The sequence below is a fragment of the Pseudomonas sp. D1-1 genome (genome assembly GCF_051132225.1).
GTDB lineage: Bacteria > Pseudomonadota > Gammaproteobacteria > Pseudomonadales > Pseudomonadaceae > Aquipseudomonas.
Genome location: NZ_CP071676.1, coordinates 845,203 through 862,724 on the forward strand (window position 1 = coordinate 845,203; position 17,522 = coordinate 862,724).

At 59.7% G+C, this 17,522-nt stretch carries 15 protein-coding genes; 12 read left to right on the plus strand and 3 right to left on the minus strand.

All coding sequences use genetic code 11. The features are described from left to right. Window positions 1–9 precede the first annotated feature (9 nt). Window positions 10–537, minus strand: coding sequence for an outer membrane protein assembly factor BamE (gene bamE, locus J3P86_RS03670; protein ID WP_305496923.1), 528 nt, complete (start codon window positions 535–537; stop codon window positions 10–12). Window positions 538–634: 97 nt separating this feature from the next. Here bamE and fur point away from each other — a divergent pair, with 97 nt between their 5' ends. Then, window positions 635–1,039: a ferric iron uptake transcriptional regulator gene (gene fur, locus J3P86_RS03675; protein WP_305496921.1), complete on the plus strand. Its 405-nt coding sequence runs from the start codon at window positions 635–637 to the stop codon at window positions 1,037–1,039. A 74-nt stretch (window positions 1,040–1,113) separates the two neighbouring features. Here the strand turns inward: fur and recN are convergent, their stop codons facing one another. Next, window positions 1,114–2,787, minus strand: a complete 1,674-nt coding sequence (gene recN, locus J3P86_RS03680; protein ID WP_434653715.1) for a DNA repair protein RecN — start codon at window positions 2,785–2,787, stop codon at window positions 1,114–1,116. A gap of 240 nt (window positions 2,788–3,027) precedes the next feature. Between recN and grpE the strand changes: the two genes are divergently transcribed. From grpE to J3P86_RS03720, 8 genes are all read left to right on the plus strand, one after another. Beyond that, window positions 3,028–3,594 carry a nucleotide exchange factor GrpE gene (grpE, locus tag J3P86_RS03685; protein ID WP_434699479.1) on the plus strand — a complete coding sequence of 189 codons (567 nt, stop codon included), beginning with the start codon at window positions 3,028–3,030 and terminating at the stop codon, window positions 3,592–3,594. Between the two features lie 101 nt (window positions 3,595–3,695). Beyond that, window positions 3,696–5,612, plus strand: coding sequence for a molecular chaperone DnaK (gene dnaK, locus J3P86_RS03690; RefSeq protein ID WP_434602781.1), 1,917 nt, complete (start codon window positions 3,696–3,698; stop codon window positions 5,610–5,612). A 290-nt stretch (window positions 5,613–5,902) separates the two neighbouring features. Continuing rightward, entirely contained in the window at window positions 5,903–7,027 is a 1,125-nt protein-coding gene (dnaJ, locus tag J3P86_RS03695) for a molecular chaperone DnaJ (RefSeq protein ID WP_030139779.1), read from the plus strand. Between the two features lie 9 nt (window positions 7,028–7,036). Beyond that, window positions 7,037–7,843 carry a 4-hydroxy-tetrahydrodipicolinate reductase gene (gene dapB / locus J3P86_RS03700; protein ID WP_434699480.1) on the plus strand — a complete coding sequence of 269 codons (807 nt, stop codon included), beginning with the start codon at window positions 7,037–7,039 and terminating at the stop codon, window positions 7,841–7,843. Between the two features lie 254 nt (window positions 7,844–8,097). Continuing rightward, a complete protein-coding gene (gene carA, locus J3P86_RS03705; protein ID WP_186639522.1) occupies window positions 8,098–9,234 on the plus strand; it encodes a glutamine-hydrolyzing carbamoyl-phosphate synthase small subunit in 1,137 nt (378 codons plus the stop codon). Between the two features lie 105 nt (window positions 9,235–9,339). Beyond that, window positions 9,340–12,561, plus strand: a complete 3,222-nt coding sequence (gene carB, locus J3P86_RS03710) for a carbamoyl-phosphate synthase large subunit (protein WP_434602783.1) — start codon at window positions 9,340–9,342, stop codon at window positions 12,559–12,561. A 2-nt stretch (window positions 12,562–12,563) separates the two neighbouring features. Continuing rightward, entirely contained in the window at window positions 12,564–13,040 is a 477-nt protein-coding gene (greA, locus tag J3P86_RS03715; protein ID WP_030139783.1) for a transcription elongation factor GreA, read from the plus strand. A 28-nt stretch (window positions 13,041–13,068) separates the two neighbouring features. After that, entirely contained in the window at window positions 13,069–13,473 is a 405-nt protein-coding gene (locus J3P86_RS03720) for an MFS transporter (protein ID WP_434699481.1), read from the plus strand. A gap of 9 nt (window positions 13,474–13,482) precedes the next feature. On the opposite strand, the gene J3P86_RS03725 is transcribed toward J3P86_RS03720, so the two are convergent. Then, window positions 13,483–13,791, minus strand: coding sequence for a YhbY family RNA-binding protein (locus J3P86_RS03725; protein ID WP_181287543.1), 309 nt, complete (start codon window positions 13,789–13,791; stop codon window positions 13,483–13,485). Window positions 13,792–13,898: 107 nt separating this feature from the next. Here J3P86_RS03725 and rlmE point away from each other — a divergent pair, with 107 nt between their 5' ends. The 3 genes from rlmE (at window position 13,899) to folP (ending at window position 17,516) form a co-directional block, all read left to right on the plus strand. After that, entirely contained in the window at window positions 13,899–14,549 is a 651-nt protein-coding gene (rlmE, locus tag J3P86_RS03730; protein ID WP_305496908.1) for a 23S rRNA (uridine(2552)-2'-O)-methyltransferase RlmE, read from the plus strand. Between the two features lie 193 nt (window positions 14,550–14,742). Further along, entirely contained in the window at window positions 14,743–16,656 is a 1,914-nt protein-coding gene (ftsH, locus tag J3P86_RS03735; protein WP_305496907.1) for an ATP-dependent zinc metalloprotease FtsH, read from the plus strand. 8 nt (window positions 16,657–16,664) lie between these two features. Next, a complete protein-coding gene (gene folP / locus J3P86_RS03740; RefSeq protein ID WP_434602784.1) occupies window positions 16,665–17,516 on the plus strand; it encodes a dihydropteroate synthase in 852 nt (283 codons plus the stop codon). Window positions 17,517–17,522 lie beyond the last annotated feature (6 nt).

Here is a 17,522-nt window from a genome sequence, read left to right on the forward strand (position 1 = left end):
TGTCGCAATTTATTGCGGCGAGGTGTCCAGAGGCTCGGGCGTCGGGACAGGTACGGTCTCGACGTTGTCCACATCCTTCTGGATCTGATCCAGCAACGAACCTGGCTTGGCCGGTTTTTCCGGTTTCGGCTGTTCGGCATTCTGGGTCGGGTCGGTGACAGTCGTACCGCTGTCCTTGCCCATGATGGCCTCATCGCGGCTCACACCAGGCATGAAATCACCCGACAGGCTGACAAGTTGGTCATTGGCATTGAAGATAACGCTGATGCGTTCCTGTTGCCGTTCACCACCGCCTGGCTGCAGGCTGTACAGGTAATCCCAGCGATCGGCATGGAACGTGTCGGTCAGCAGGGGGTTGCCCATGATAAACCGTACTTGCCGACGGGTCATTCCCGGGCGTAACTGGTCTATCATGTCCTGCGTGACGACATTGCCCTGCTGGATGTCGATTTTGTAAACCCCGGGGAATGAACAACCGGCGAGTGCGAGCAGTCCCACGAAGGTGAAACTGGTTAGCAAGAGCTTGGTGTTTTGCATCGGTGGGCGACTTCCACTATCTTGGCTGGGACAACGTAAACGCCGATCATACCCGCATTAAGAGAAGCTGCGAAGCAGCATCGCGAGAAAGCTGACCATGGTTGAAAATAGCGAACTACGCAAAGCCGGCCTCAAAGTGACCCTGCCAAGGGTCAAGATTCTGCAAATGCTCGATTCCGCCGAGCAACGCCACATGAGTGCCGAAGACGTCTACAAGGCGCTCATGGAAGCTGGCGAGGACGTCGGTCTGGCCACGGTTTACCGTGTATTGACCCAATTCGAGGCGGCGGGACTGGTGGCTCGTCATAATTTTGATGGCGGTCATGCTGTCTTCGAATTGGCGGACGGGGAGCACCATGACCACATGGTGGATGTAGAGACTCGCGAGGTAATCGAGTTCGTCAGTCCTGAAATCGAGAAGCTGCAAAAGGCGATTGCTGACGAGTATGGCTTCGATTTGATCGATCACCATCTCGTCTTGCATGTCCGCAAGCGCAAGTAAGTTCGTCACGTAGGCGAAAGCCCGCAAAACGAAAGAAGGCGACCCTCGGGTCGCCTTCTTGCTTTACAGCGCTTTCAGCTTTTTGCCGCAACCACCATTTTTTTGGCATGAGCCAGGGATTCCTTGGTCAGGTCGATGCCTCCCAGCATCCGTGCCACTTCTTCCACGCGCTCGTTCTTGTCGAGCTTGGAGACGGCGGTGCGAGTCGCGTCTTCGCCACGCACCTTGTGCACGAACAAATGCTGATGGCCTTGGGCTGCGACCTGAGGCAGGTGAGTCACCGTCAATACCTGCCCGCGCTCACCCAGCCTGCGCAGCAATTGACCGACGATCTCCGCTGTCGGGCCGCCAATGCCCACGTCGACTTCGTCGAAGACCAATGTCGGTACACGGGATGTCTGCGCCGTGATGACCTGGATGGCCAGGCTGATGCGCGACAACTCACCGCCGGACGCCACTTTTGCCAGGGCCTTGAGCGGTTGCCCGGGGTTGGCACTGACCAGTAGCTCCACTTGTTCCAAGCCATTGGGCTGAAGCTCGTCGCCGGCGTTGGGGCGCAGTTCGATGGTAAATCGGCCGCCTGGCATGCCAAGGCGCTGGATTTCCTGCTCCACGGCACCGGCCAGGCCGGTGGCGGCCTTGCGGCGCAGCTCGCTGAGTTCCCTGGCCTTTTCCTGGTAATGCCGCGCGTAGGAAGCCAGCTCATCTGCGAGTCGCTCGATGGATTCGTCGTTGGCGTTCAGGGTTTCCAGTTCTTCCAGCAGGCGTTGCTGCAGTTCGACGACTTCGGTTGGCTGGACGCGGTGCTTGCGTGCAAGCGTATAGATAGTGTCCAGGCGTTCTTCCAGGTATTGCAGGCGCGCGGGGTCGGCATCGAAATGATCCAGGAACCGGTTCAGTTCCCCGACGGCTTCCTCGACCTGGATCTGTGCGCTGGTCAGCAGGTTGCTGGCCTCGCTCAGGGCGCCTACCGAATTGCTGACGCTGGAGAGCCGGTTCAGGCTCGCCGTCAATGCGCTGAGCACATTGCCCGAGTCGCTTTCGCTGCATTGTTCGACTACCTGGCGGCAGACGCCCAGCAGTGCTTCGGCGTTGGTCAGGTTCTTGTGTTCCTGTTCCAGCTCCTCCAGTTCGTTTTCACCCAGGGCCAGGTTCTCCAGCTCTTCGAGCTGGTAGCTCAAGAGTTGGTGGCGGGCGCGTTGCTCGTCGCCGGAATTGGCGAGTCGGTCCAGCTCCTGCCGGGTCTGGCGCCAGCGTTGGGCTGCCAGGTGAACCTGACGGGCCAGGTCGGTGGCTCCGGCGTATTCGTCGAGCAGGCGGCGATGGGTATCGGTCTTGAGCAGGGACTGGTGTTCATGCTGGCTGTGAATATCGATCAGCAGTTCGCCGAGTGCTTTCAGATCACCCAGCGGGCACGGGGCGCCATTGATATAGCCGCGGGAGCGGCCTTCGGCGGTGATGACCCTGCGCAGGATGCATAGGCCGTCGGTGTCCAGGTCCCGTTCGGCCAGCCACGCACTGGCTTCAGGAATGTCGACCAGGTCGAAAGTTGCCAGGATGTCGGCCTTGTCTGCGCCGGGGCGCACCACGCCGCTGTCGGCACGATCACCCAGGGTCAGCCCGAGGGCATCGAGCATGATCGATTTGCCAGCGCCGGTTTCACCGGTAATCACGCTCATGCCCCGGTCGAGTTCGAGGTCGAGATGTTCGACGATGGCGTAGTTGTGTACGGACAGGTGCACCAGCATAAGGCCGCTCCCAGGCTTTAGGTCTGGTTATTTATACAGTGTTTTGTCGCGAACTGACAATGCCTGGGCTTAGCTCGATTTGCTTTGATCGCATGATTTTTTAGCGCTGCCGGGAATGATATGCAGCTGTTTTTTGTAAGGTTAATTCGTCGCGCGGCCCTTGAAGCTGAAAAACGTGGCCCCATATACCGGGGCAGAAGCGCGAGTCGAGCTCGCGGACGAAGTTGAAAGGAGAAATCTATGGCTGACGAACAGACGCAGGATACGCAAAATCTAGACGCCCATCAGGCTCCCCAGGATTCGGGCGAAGACCTGTCGGCTCGTGTACAAGTGCTCGAAGAGCAACTGGCCGGTGCTCAGGATCAGGCGTTGCGCGTAGCAGCCGACCTGCAGAATGTCCGCCGCCGCGCCGAGCAAGACGTGGAAAAGGCCCACAAATTCGCCCTGGAGCGTTTCGCCGGCGACCTGCTGCCGATCATCGACAGCCTGGAGCGCGGCCTGGAGCTGTCCAACCCGGACGACGAGAACATCCGTCCGATGCGTGAAGGCATCGAGCTGACGCTGAAAATGTTCCAGGACACCCTCAAGCGTTATCAGCTCGAAGCGATCGATCCCCACGGTGAACCCTTCAACGCCGAGCACCACCAGGCCATGGCGATGCAGGAAAGTGCCGACGTCGAGCCGAACAGCGTGCTGAAAGTATTCCAGAAGGGCTACCTGCTCAACGGCCGCTTGCTGCGCCCGGCCATGGTTGTGGTCAGCAAGGCGCCAGCGCCGGTTTCGCCTTCTATCGATGAGCAGGCTTGAAATCGGGCGCAACGGCCCCATTAAGAAGTCAAGCGTTTAAGTACTACCGCAGTTAGCCACCACTGCTGCGGCAAAAAAATTCAAGTTCCGGGAGAGTTAACATGGGCAAGATTATCGGTATCGACCTGGGGACCACCAACTCGTGCGTCTCCGTGCTGGAAAACGGCAAGGCCAAAGTCATCGAGAATGCTGAAGGCGCGCGTACCACGCCGTCGATCATCGCTTACGCCAACGATGGCGAGATCCTGGTGGGCCAGTCCGCCAAGCGTCAGGCTGTGACCAATCCGCATAACACCCTGTACGCGGTGAAGCGTCTGATCGGCCGCAAGTTCGACGAAGAAGTCGTGCAGAAAGACATCAAGATGGTGCCGTACAAAATCGCCAAGGCTGACAACGGCGACGCATGGGTTGAAGTGAACGGCCAGAAAATGGCGCCGCCACAGATCTCGGCTGAAATCCTGAAGAAAATGAAGAAAACCGCCGAAGACTACCTCGGCGAGCCAGTGACTGAAGCGGTCATTACCGTTCCTGCGTACTTCAACGACAGCCAGCGCCAGGCGACCAAAGACGCCGGCCGCATCGCTGGCCTGGACGTGAAACGTATCATCAACGAACCAACCGCAGCCGCTCTGGCCTACGGTATGGACAAGGCCAAGGGCGATCACACCGTGATCGTTTATGACCTGGGTGGCGGTACTTTCGACGTTTCCGTGATCGAAATCGCCGAAGTCGATGGCGAGCACCAGTTCGAAGTATTGGCAACCAACGGCGATACATTCCTGGGTGGTGAAGACTTCGACATCCGCCTGATCGACTACCTCGTCGATGAGTTCAAGAAAGAAAGCGGCATGAACCTCAAGGGTGACCCGCTGGCCATGCAGCGTCTGAAGGAGGCCGCTGAGAAAGCCAAGATCGAACTGTCCTCGAGCCAGTCGACCGACGTGAACCTGCCGTACATCACCGCAGACGCTACCGGTCCGAAGCACCTGAACGTGAAAATCTCCCGCGCCAAGCTCGAAGCGCTGGTGGAAGACCTGGTTCAGCGCACCATCGAACCTTGCCGCATTGCGATGAAGGATGCCGGTATCGACGTTGGCTCGATCAACGACGTGATCCTGGTCGGCGGCCAGACCCGTATGCCGCTGGTCCAGAAGCTGGTAACCGATTTCTTCGGTAAAGAAGCACGCAAGGACGTGAACCCGGACGAAGCCGTTGCCATGGGTGCTGCCATCCAGGGTGCCGTTCTGGCCGGCGACGTGAAAGACGTTCTGCTGCTCGACGTCAGCCCGCTGACCCTGGGTATCGAAACCATGGGTGGCGTGATGACCGCGCTGATCGAGAAAAACACCACGATTCCTACCAAGAAATCCCAGGTGTTCTCGACGGCCGACGACAACCAGAGCGCCGTGACCATCCACGTGCTGCAAGGTGAGCGTAAGCAAGCGGCCCAGAACAAGTCCCTGGGCAAGTTCGACCTGGCCGAGATTCCACCGGCGCCACGCGGTGTGCCACAAATCGAAGTGACCTTCGACATCGACGCCAACGGCATCCTGCACGTCGGCGCGAAAGACAAGGCCACCGGCAAGACCCAGTCAATCGTGATCAAGGCCAACTCCGGTCTGTCCGAGGAAGAAATTCAGCAGATGGTTCGCGACGCTGAAGTCAACGCCGAGGAAGACCGCAAGTTCGAAGAGCTGGCCAGCGCTCGTAACCAGGGCGACGCCTTGGTTCACTCGACCCGCAAGATGGTTGCCGATGCCGGTGACAAAGTGACCGCTGAAGAGAAGACCGCGATCGAAGCCGCCGTGGTTGCCCTTGAAGCTGCCGTCAAAGGCGACGACAAGGCTGCCATCGAAGCGAAGATCGAAGAGCTGTCGAAAGTCTCCGCGCCAGTGGCCCAGAAGATGTATGCCGAGCAGGCCCAGCCAGCTGAAGGTGCTGCGCAGCAAGGCGAATCGGCCGAGAAAGCCGATGACGTGGTCGACGCTGAGTTCGAAGAAGTGAAAGACAACAAGTAATCGCTTGTTGGTCGGCCGGTTGACTGCGTTTGTGCGGTGGCTGGTAGGATGTCGCCGCGCGGGAGCTTGCTCCCGCGTTGGCGTGTCTGGAGTCAGTGAATTTTTACAGCATGCGACAGCGTTCGGGTGCTGGCGGTGTGTTCGGGAATGCTCCTGCTTTCCGGGCGATATGCGCCGAGACCAGGATCGTTGAATCGACGTGAGTTGGGTCCGGGCCTGTATTGGGGCTCAACGAGTTTGGCAAGGTTCAGGAGAGGTTTGCCGGACGTCCTATAAGAGTGCAAAGACTAATGGCGAAGCGTGATTTTTACGAAGTATTGGGTGTCGAGCGGGGAGCCAGCGAGGCAGAGCTGAAAAAGGCTTACCGTCGCCTGGCGATGAAGCACCACCCAGACCGTAATCCCGGCGATAAAGCGTCGGAAGAGATGTTCAAGGAAGCCAACGAGGCTTACGAAGTTCTGTCCGATTCCAGCAAGCGCGCGGCCTACGACCAATACGGGCATGCCGGTGTCGACCCGAGCATGGGTGGTGGCGGTGCCGGTTTCGGCGGCCAGAACTTCTCCGATATCTTCGGTGATGTGTTCAGTGATTTTTTTGGCGGCGGTCGCGGCGGCGCCCGTGGTGGTGCCCAGCGTGGCAGCGATTTGCGCTACACGCTGGAGCTGAACCTGGAAGAAGCGGTGCGTGGTACTACCGTGAATATCCGGGTGCCGACGCTGGTCAATTGCAAGCCGTGCGACGGTTCGGGCGCCAAGAAGGGCTCCTCGCCGGTCACCTGCCCGACTTGCGGCGGCATCGGCCAGGTTCGCATGCAGCAGGGCTTCTTCTCGGTCCAGCAGACCTGCCCGCGTTGCCATGGCCAGGGCAAGATCATTTCCGATCCGTGCGACTCCTGCCACGGCGAAGGGCGTGTCGAAGAGTACAAGACGCTGTCGGTCAAAGTGCCGGCCGGTGTCGATACCGGCGACCGCATTCGTCTGTCCGGCGAAGGCGAGGCGGGTGCCCAGGGCGGCCCGACCGGCGATCTGTATGTAGTAATCAACGTGCGCGAGCACGCGATCTTCCAGCGTGATGGCAAGCATCTGTTCTGCGAAGTGCCGATCAGTTTTGTTGATGCGGCCTTGGGCGGTGAGCTTGAAATCCCGACCCTTGATGGTCGCGTCAAGCTGAAGATTCCCGAGGGAACTCAAACCGGCAAGCAGTTCCGCATTCGCGGCAAGGGCGTGGCTCCAGTGCGTGGCGGCGGTGCGGGCGACCTGATGTGCCGCGTCGCGGTAGAGACACCGGTCAACCTGAGCCGGCGCCAGCGGGAGCTGTTGGAAGAGTTCCGCAGTTCCCTGGCGGATGACAACAGCCACTCGCCGAAAACCACCGGTTGGTTCGAAGGTGTGAAGCGCTTCTTCGGCGATCTGTAAGGAGTGGGCATGCGACGTATAGCTGTGATGGGCGCCGCGGGGCGTATGGGCAAGGCGCTGGTCGAGGCGGTGCAGCACCGCTCGCCGCTCTCTGGCCTGACGGCCGCCATCGTCCGGCCCGACAGTACGCTGGTGGGCGCCGATGCTGGCGAGCTGGCCTCGATCGGACGTATCGGCGTGCCAATGTCCGGTGGGCTGGAAAAGGTACTCGATGAATTTGACGTCCTGATCGACTTCACCCTGCCGGAAGTCATGCTGAAAAACCTCGCCACCTGCCGCAAGGCCGGCAAGGCCATGGTCATCGGCACGACCGGCCTGGACGCCGCGCAGAAGCAATTGTTGGCCGATGCCGGCAAGGACATACCGATCGTGTTCGCGGCGAACTTCAGCGTGGGCGTGAATCTCTCGCTCAAGCTGCTGGACCTGACGGCGCGGGTGTTGGGTGATGATGCGGATATCGAAATCATCGAGGCGCATCACCGTCACAAGATCGATGCGCCTTCGGGAACAGCCTTGCGCATGGGGGAAGTGATTGCCGATGCGCTGGGTCGTGACCTGCAGGAAGTGGCCGTGTATGGGCGCCAGGGGCACACCGGTGCGCGTGAGCGAGACACCATCGGTTTCGCGACCGTGCGTGGTGGCGACGTGGTAGGTGATCACACGGTGCTGTTCGCCACCGAGGGTGAGCGCCTGGAGATTACGCACAAGGCATCGAGTCGGATGACTTTCGCCAAGGGCGCCGTGCGTGCCGCGCTGTGGCTGGATGGTCGCGAGCCCGGCTTGTACGACATGCAGGACGTTCTCGACCTGCGTTGATGCCTTCAAGGCGGGGTTCAGGTTACACTGAGCCCCGTTTTACACCGCTTCGCGACGGCCTGTCGCATTCCCCTGCCTTTAAGGCTCATTAGCGGTGGACCAAAAAAGCCTTTTTCTGTAAGCTACAGCTTTAGTGTGTCCACTAAAAGCGCGCAGAATAATTCAGTGAACAAGCGGGGTGACGTGTCCATACGTCACTCCGCTTTTTTACAACCTGCGATCGCCCTTTCAGGCTTTATTTACGGGAGGTCTTCTTGACTAAGCCAGCCATACTCGCCCTTGCTGATGGCAGCATTTTTCGCGGCGAAGCCATTGGAGCCGACGGTCAGACCGTTGGTGAGGTGGTGTTTAACACCGCAATGACCGGCTATCAGGAAATTCTTACCGATCCTTCCTACGCCCAGCAAATCGTTACCCTGACTTACCCGCACATTGGCAATACCGGCACCACGCCGGAAGATGCCGAGTCCGATCGTGTCTGGTCCGCTGGCCTGGTCATCCGCGACCTGCCGCTGGTAGCGAGCAACTGGCGTAACAAGATGTCCCTGTCCGACTACCTGAAAGCCAACAACGTCGTGGCGATCGCCGGTATCGACACCCGCCGCCTGACCCGCATCCTGCGGGAAAAAGGCGCGCAGAACGGCTGCATCATGGCCGGTGACAATATTTCCGACGAGGCCGCCATTGCCGCTGCCCAGGGTTTCCCAGGCCTCAAGGGCATGGACCTGGCGAAAGTCGTCAGCACCAAGAAACAGTACGAGTGGCGCTCCTCGGTCTGGGACTTGAAAACCGATAGCCACGCGACGATCGAGGCTTCCGAACTGCCGTATCACGTGGTCGCCTACGATTACGGCGTCAAGCTGAACATCTTGCGCATGCTGGTCGCGCGCGGTTGCCGCGTCACCGTAGTGCCGGCCCAGACCCCGGCGGCTGACGTCCTGGCCCTCAAGCCCGACGGCGTGTTCCTGTCCAACGGTCCGGGTGACCCGGAGCCATGCGACTACGCGATCCAGGCGATCAAGGACGTGCTGGAAACCGAGATCCCGGTATTCGGTATCTGCCTGGGGCACCAGTTGCTGGCCCTGGCTTCGGGCGCCAAGACCCTGAAAATGGGCCACGGCCACCACGGTGCCAACCACCCGGTCCAGGACCTGGATACCGGTGTCGTCATGATCACCAGCCAGAACCACGGTTTTGCGGTTGACGAGGCGACCCTGCCGGCCAACGTACGGGCCATCCACAAGTCGCTGTTCGACGGCACGCTGCAAGGCATCGAGCGTACCGACAAGAGCGCGTTCAGCTTCCAGGGCCACCCTGAGGCGAGCCCGGGCCCGAACGATGTGGCGCCGCTGTTCGATCGCTTCATCAATGAGATGGCCAAGCGACGCTGACCGCGTGAAACCCGAGGGCGGCCCCGAAAACGGCGGCCCCTTCGGGCGCTTCAAAGATTGTTCGACGGCCTAGCCGACTGACCTGCGGATTTGAGTGACAAACCCATGCCAAAACGTACAGACATAAAAAGCATCCTGATTCTCGGCGCTGGCCCGATCGTGATCGGCCAGGCCTGCGAATTCGACTACTCCGGCGCCCAGGCTTGCAAGGCCCTGCGCGAGGAGGGTTATCGCGTCATCCTGGTGAACTCCAACCCGGCCACCATCATGACCGACCCGTCGATGGCCGACGCCACCTACATCGAACCGATCAAATGGCAGACCGTTGCCAAGATCATCGAGAAGGAGCGCCCGGACGCATTGCTGCCGACCATGGGTGGCCAGACCGCACTGAACTGCGCTCTGGACCTGGAGCGCGAAGGCGTCCTGGAGAAGTTCGGTGTGGAAATGATCGGCGCCAATGCCGACACCATCGACAAGGCCGAAGATCGTTCGCGCTTCGACAAGGCGATGAAATCCATCGGCCTGGACTGCCCACGTTCGGGCATCGCCCACAGCATGGAAGAAGCCAACGCCGTGCTGGAACGCCTCGGCTTCCCTTGCATCATCCGTCCTTCCTTCACCATGGGCGGCACGGGTGGTGGCATCGCCTACAACCGTGAAGAATTTGAAGAAATCTGCGCCCGTGGCCTGGACCTGTCGCCAACCAAGGAACTGCTGATCGACGAGTCCCTGATCGGTTGGAAAGAATACGAAATGGAAGTTGTCCGGGACAAAAAGGACAACTGCATCATCGTTTGCTCCATCGAAAACTTCGACCCGATGGGCGTGCACACCGGCGACTCGATCACCGTTGCGCCGGCCCAGACCCTGACCGACAAGGAATATCAGATCCTGCGTAACGCCTCCCTGGCGGTACTGCGCGAGATCGGCGTGGAAACCGGTGGCTCCAACGTCCAGTTCGGCATCTGCCCGAACACTGGCCGCATGGTGGTCATCGAGATGAACCCGCGCGTATCCCGTTCGTCGGCCCTGGCCTCGAAGGCCACCGGTTTCCCGATCGCCAAGGTCGCCGCCAAGCTGGCCGTCGGCTACACCCTGGACGAACTGTCGAACGACATCACCGGCGGCAAGACTCCGGCGTCCTTCGAGCCGTCCATCGACTACGTGGTGACCAAGCTGCCGCGTTTCGCCTTCGAAAAATTCGCCAAGGCTGACGCGCGCCTGACCACCCAGATGAAATCGGTGGGTGAAGTCATGGCCATCGGCCGGACTTTCCAGGAATCCCTGCAAAAAGCCCTTCGTGGCCTGGAAGTGGGTGTCTGCGGCCTCGATCCGAAGCTGGACCTGAGCAAGCCGGAAAGCATGAGCGAGCTCAAGCGCGAGCTGACCGTGCCGGGCGCCGAGCGTATCTGGTACGTGGCGGATGCCTTCCGCGCCGGCATGACTGTCGAGCAGATTTTCGACATGAACATGATCGACCCTTGGTTCCTGGTGCAGATCGAAGATCTGATCAAGGAAGAAGAGAAGGTCAAGACCATGGGCATGTCCAGCATCGATCGCAACACGATGCTGGGTCTCAAGCGCAAGGGCTTCTCCGACATGCGCCTGGCCAAGCTGCTGGGTGTCACCGAAAAGAGCCTGCGCACTCACCGCCACAAGCTGGAAGTCTTCCCGGTCTACAAGCGTGTCGACACCTGCGCGGCCGAGTTCGCCACCGACACTGCCTACCTGTACTCCACGTACGAAGAAGAGTGCGAAGCCGCGCCTTCGACCCGGGACAAGATCATGATCCTGGGCGGCGGTCCGAACCGGATCGGCCAGGGCATCGAGTTCGACTACTGCTGCGTCCACGCGGCACTGGCGCTGCGCGACGATGGTTACGAAACCATCATGGTCAACTGCAACCCAGAGACCGTTTCCACCGACTACGACACCTCTGATCGCCTGTACTTCGAGCCAGTGACCCTGGAGGACGTGCTGGAAATCGTCCGTGTCGAGAAGCCAAAAGGCGTGATCGTCCAGTACGGCGGGCAGACCCCTCTGAAACTGGCCCGCGCCCTCGAAGCCGCCGGCGTGCCGATCATCGGCACCAGCCCGGATGCCATCGACCGCGCCGAAGACCGCGAGCGCTTCCAGCAGATGGTCGAGCGCCTGAACCTGCGCCAGCCACCAAACGCCACCGTGCGCAGCGAAGACGAAGCGATTCGTGCAGCGGCGAAGATCGGTTATCCACTGGTGGTGCGCCCGTCCTACGTACTGGGCGGTCGTGCGATGGAAATCGTTTACCAGGAAGACGAACTCAAGCGCTACCTGCGCGAAGCGGTCCAGGTGTCCAATGACAGCCCGGTTCTGCTCGACCACTTCCTCAACTGCGCCATCGAAATGGACGTGGACGCGGTCTGCGACGGCAAGGATGTCGTGATCGGCGCAATCATGCAGCACATCGAGCAGGCAGGCGTTCACTCCGGTGACTCCGCCTGTTCGCTGCCGCCGTATTCGTTGCCGGCTCACATCCAGGACGAGATGCGTGAACAGGTCAAGAAAATGGCCCTGGAGCTCGGGGTTGTCGGCCTGATGAACGTGCAGCTGGCGCTTCAGGGCGAAGACATCTATGTCATCGAAGTCAACCCGCGCGCCTCCCGGACCGTACCGTTCGTGTCCAAGTGCATCGGTGTTTCCCTTGCGATGATCGCTGCTCGCGTGATGGCCGGTAAAACCTTGGCGGAGCTGAACTTTACCAAGGAAATCATCCCGAACTTCTACAGTGTGAAAGAGGCGGTGTTCCCATTCGCCAAATTCCCTGGCGTTGACCCGATCCTCGGCCCGGAAATGAAATCCACCGGTGAAGTGATGGGCGTTGGCGACACCTTCGGCGAGGCCTTTGCCAAGGCCCAGATGGGCGCCAGCGAAGTCCTGCCAACGGGCGGCACGGCGTTCATCAGCGTGCGTGATGACGACAAGCCACTGGTTGCGGGCGTGGCCCGTGATCTGATCAACTTGGGTTTCGAAGTGGTCGCCACTGCCGGTACCGCCAAGCTGATCGAGGCGGCGGGCCTGAAAGTGCGCCGCGTGAACAAGGTGACCGAGGGTCGTCCGCACGTGGTCGACATGATCAAGAATGACGAAGTCACGCTGATCATCAACACCACCGAAGGCCGTCAATCGATCGCCGATTCCTATTCCATTCGTCGCAATGCGCTGCAGCATAAGATCTACTGCACCACGACTATTGCTGCCGGCGAAGCGATCTGCGAAGCGCTCAAGTTCGGACCCGAGAAGACCGTACGTCGCTTGCAGGATCTACATGCAGGATTGAAGGCATGAGCATAACCAAGTACCCGATGACTGTTCAGGGCGCGAAGGCCCTGGAGGAAGAGCACGCTTTCCTGACCAAGGTCGAGCGCCCGCGCTTGAGCCAGGCGATCGGTGAAGCCCGTGAACTGGGCGACCTGAAGGAAAACGCCGAATACCACGCTGCCCGAGAGGAGCAGGGCATGGTCGAGGCGCGTGTCCGTGACATCGAAGGCCGCATGCAGAATGCGGTGATCATCGACGTCACGACGATTCCGCACACTGGCAAAGTGATTTTCGGCACTACCGTGGAAATCGCCAACGTCGAGACTGATGAAAGCGTCACTTACCAGATCGTTGGCGAGGACGAGGCGGACATCAAGCTCGGCAAGATTTCAGTCGGCTCGCCTATCGCCCGCGCCTTGATTGCCAAGGAAGAGGGTGATGTGGTTGCCGTGAAGACACCTGGCGGTGTCATTGAGTACGAGATTGTCGAAGTCCGTCATATCTGAACGAAGGCACCCGCTGCGTGCGGGTGCCATGATCTGGCAGCTCACCCAGATGTTATGGGTGGGCGGCGTCTGGTTGTTGCATATCGGTCTGCTGCCGGTGCTGGGTCGGATTGGCCTGGCACCGCTGCTCATCAATGAAATCGCGGGTATGCTGACGGCGCTGCTGGTGGGCTTTTCAGCAGTGTGCGTGATATTCCAGGCTTTGGTGCTGGTTCAGGCCGAGGGTCTTGGCAGTCTATGGCGCGACATTCGTGGGCAATTGCTGCTCATGGCCTTGTACGCTTGCGGGATGTTCCTGGCGGTGCGTCTCGGCTGGCCGGAGGCGAGCCAATGGCAGGTATTCAGCTATCTGGTGCTGGGTTTTTCCGGCCTGGTGCTGGTGTTGCAGCCGGTTCCCGGATGGAGCGGCAGGGTGCGCGAAGCACACCCTTGACCGTTTGCATCATTTGAAGCGGTGAACGTTCGACAGTTGCTTGTTGACGCTGAAATTCTTGCGATAAATCAGCGCCATCTTGCCGATGACCTGGACCAGGTCAGCCTTGCCGACCTTGCACAGCTCGGCAACGGCAGCCAGGCGGGCTTCGCGGTCGAGGATGTTGAGCTTGATCTTGATCAGCTCGTGATCGCCGAGGGCGCGTTCCAGTTCAGCGAGGACACCTTCAGTCAAACCGTTGTCAGCCACAGTCAAAACCGGTTTCAGATGGTGGCCGATGGATTTGTATTGTTTCTTCTGCTCTTGAGTGAGCGGCATAATCTGACCCCTGCGTCTGATCTTGTAAAAAGCGGCGGCCAGTTTACCCGAGCGAGTCCGGGACCGCCCACTTAATCACGACCCGATTTATTTTTCAGAGGTGGCCCGTGGCCCGTTCCAAGACTAGCCAGAACTGGCTCAGAGAGCATTTCAACGATCCGTACGTCAAAATGGCGCAAAAAGACGGTTATCGCTCGCGCGCCAGCTATAAATTGCTGGAGATCCAGGAGAAGGATCGCCTGATTCGTCCTGGCATGACCGTGATCGACCTCGGTGCGGCGCCGGGTGGCTGGTCGCAGGTGACCAGTCGTCTGATTGGCGGCCAGGGGCGATTGATCGCTTCAGACATCCTGGAAATGGACAGCATCCCTGACGTGACCTTTATTCAGGGTGATTTCACCGAGGACGCCGTATTGGCGCAAATCCTCGAGGCCGTCGGAAATACGCAAGTCGACCTTGTGATTTCCGATATGGCCCCCAATATGAGTGGATTGGCGGCTGTCGACATGCCTCGTGCAATGTTCCTCAGCGAGCTGGCCCTTGATCTGGCGGGGCGGGTTCTGCGTCCGGGTGGTGATTTCCTGATCAAAGTCTTCCAGGGTGAAGGCTTCGATGAATACCACAAGGGCATGCGCAAATTGTTCGACAAGGTGCAGATGCGCAAGCCTTTGTCGTCCCGCGACCGCTCTCGCGAGCAGTATCTGCTGGCGCGAGGGTTTCGCGGAATCGAAGGCGCTTCCAGTGATGAGCGGCTTTGAAACAGGCCGATAGTTTTTTTTGTATCGCATTGCGGGCGTCGCGTAACGAAAATTGCGCGAGTCAAAGTTTCACAAAGGGTTACAGACGGCGCCTGCCAGAGTCGCAGGTAATGTAGTAAGTTAGGCCGGTGAATATCATGCGAAGCGCGCGCCAGTAGCGGAGCTTGCTTCAGAGGGTAGTTAATTGAACGATATGGCAAAGAATCTGATCCTGTGGTTGATCATCGCCGCTGTCCTTGTGACCGTGATGAACAACTTCTCCAGCCCTAACGAGCCGCAGACCCTCAACTATTCCGATTTCCTCCAGCAGGTCAAGGAAGGCAAGGTCGAGCGCGTAGCCGTTGATGGTTATGTGATTACCGGCAAGCGCAGCGATGGCGACAGCTTCAAGACCATTCGTCCGGCGATCCAGGACAATGGTCTGATCGGCGACCTGGTGGACAATCACGTCGTGATCGAAGGCAAGCAGCCTGAGCAGCAAAGTATCTGGACCCAGCTCCTGGTCGCGAGCTTCCCGATCCTGGTGATCATCGCGGTGTTCATGTTCTTCATGCGCCAGATGCAGGGCGGGGCTGGAGGGAAGGGCGGGCCGATGAGTTTCGGCAAGAGCAAGGCCCGACTATTGTCCGAAGATCAGGTCAAGACCACCCTGGCTGACGTCGCCGGTTGCGATGAAGCCAAGGAAGAGGTCGGCGAGCTGGTTGAATTCCTGCGTGATCCGGGCAAGTTCCAGCGCCTGGGCGGACGCATTCCCCGCGGCGTACTGATGGTGGGGCCACCTGGTACCGGTAAAACCTTGCTCGCCAAGGCAATCGCCGGCGAAGCCAAGGTTCCGTTCTTCACCATTTCCGGTTCCGATTTCGTCGAGATGTTTGTCGGCGTCGGTGCCAGCCGTGTTCGCGACATGTTCGAACAGGCGAAAAAGCACGCGCCATGCATCATCTTCATCGACGAGATCGACGCCGTTGGTCGCCACCGTGGTGCCGGCATGGGCGGCGGTCACGATGAGCGCGAGCAGACCCTCAACCAATTGCTGGTCGAGATGGACGGTTTCGAGATGAATGACGGCATCATCGTGATCGCCGCCACCAACCGTCCTGACGTGCTCGACCCTGCGCTGCTGCGTCCAGGTCGTTTTGACCGTCAGGTCGTGGTGGGGCTGCCGGACATTCGTGGTCGCGAGCAGATCCTGAAGGTTCACATGCGCAAGGTGCCAATGGGGGATGACGTTGCTCCGGCCGTCATCGCTCGCGGCACACCGGGTTTCTCCGGTGCTGACCTGGCGAACCTGGTAAACGAAGCGTCGCTGTTTGCTGCTCGTTCCGGCAAGCGTGTCGTGGAAATGAAGGAGTTCGAACTCGCCAAGGACAAGATCATGATGGGCGCCGAGCGCAAATCCATGGTCATGTCGGAAAAGGAAAAGCAGAACACCGCTTACCACGAGGCAGGACATGCCATCGTCGGTCGTGTCGTGCCTGAGCATGATCCGGTGTACAAGGTTTCGATCATTCCGCGCGGTCGTGCGCTGGGTGTGACGATGTTCCTGCCGGAAGAGGACCGTTACAGCCTGTCCAAGCGCGCGCTGATCAGCCAGATCTGTTCGCTGTACGGTGGCCGTATCGCCGAGGAAATGACGTTGGGCTTTGACGGCGTGACGACAGGTGCCTCCAACGACATCATGCGCGCAAGCCAGATTGCCCGGAACATGGTTACCAAGTGGGGCTTGTCCGAAAAGCTTGGTCCGTTGATGTATGCCGAGGAAGAGGGCGAAGTGTTCCTGGGTCGCGGCGGCGGTGGCCAGCATGCAAGCTTCTCTGGTGAGACGGCCAAGCTGATCGACTCGGAAGTTCGCAGCATCATTGACCAGTGCTACGGCACGGCCAAGCAGATCCTTACGGACAACCGCGACAAACTGGACGCGATGGCTGACGCACTGATGAAATATGAAACCATCGATGCTGAGCAGATCGACGACATCATGGCCGGCCGCACACCTCGTGAGCCTCGTGACTGGTCCGGTGGTGGCACGGGTACCTCCGGTACGCCGCCAGCGGTACAGGGTGAGCGTCCCGAGACGCCCATCGGTGGTCCGGCCGCCGACGTCTAAGGCTTGAAATGACTTCTGTTCAGTCCTCTAACCGGTTGCCTTGCGGCAACCGGTTTCTTGATTTGGCCCGTGCGCACGTCATGGGCATTCTTAATGTCACTCCCGATTCCTTTTCCGATGGTGGAAGATTCTGCCAGCTCGACGCTGCATTGCGGCATGCCGAGGCCATGGTGGCAGCGGGCGCAACGCTGATCGATGTCGGCGGTGAATCGACCCGTCCCGGTGCGCGGGCAGTATCACCTACCGAGGAGCTGGAGCGAGTGGCGCCGATTGTCGAGCGTATACACCGCGAGCTTGATGTCATCATTTCGGTTGATACCTCTACGCCAGCGGTCATGCGCGAGGCAGCGCGGCTGGGGGCGGGGCTGATCAATGATGTCCGGTCCTTGCGGCGCGACGGCGCGCTGGACGCCGCGGCGGCAACCGGCTTGCCGGTGTGTCTGATGCATATGCTCGGCGAGCCGGGGACCATGCAGGACGATCCGCACTATGATGATGTGACCAGGGAAGTGGCCGGGTTCCTCGCGGAGCGCCTGGACCAGTGTGCTGCCGTGGGCATCCCTGCCGAGCGGGTCATCCTTGATCCCGGGTTCGGCTTTGCCAAGACCCTGGCTCACAACCTGAGCCTGTTCAAGCATATGGAAGCCTTGCATGCGCTGGGGCGGCCCCTGTTGGTTGGCGTCTCGCGAAAGAGCATGATAGGCAATGCCTTGGGCCGACCGGTGGGTGAGCGCTTGTATGGTGGTCTCGCCCTGGCTGCCTTGGCCCTTACCAAAGGTGCGCGCATTTTGCGCGTGCATGATGTAGCCGAAACGATGGATGTCGTGCGGATGATCGACGCAGTGGATTCAGCCGAATAAGAATGA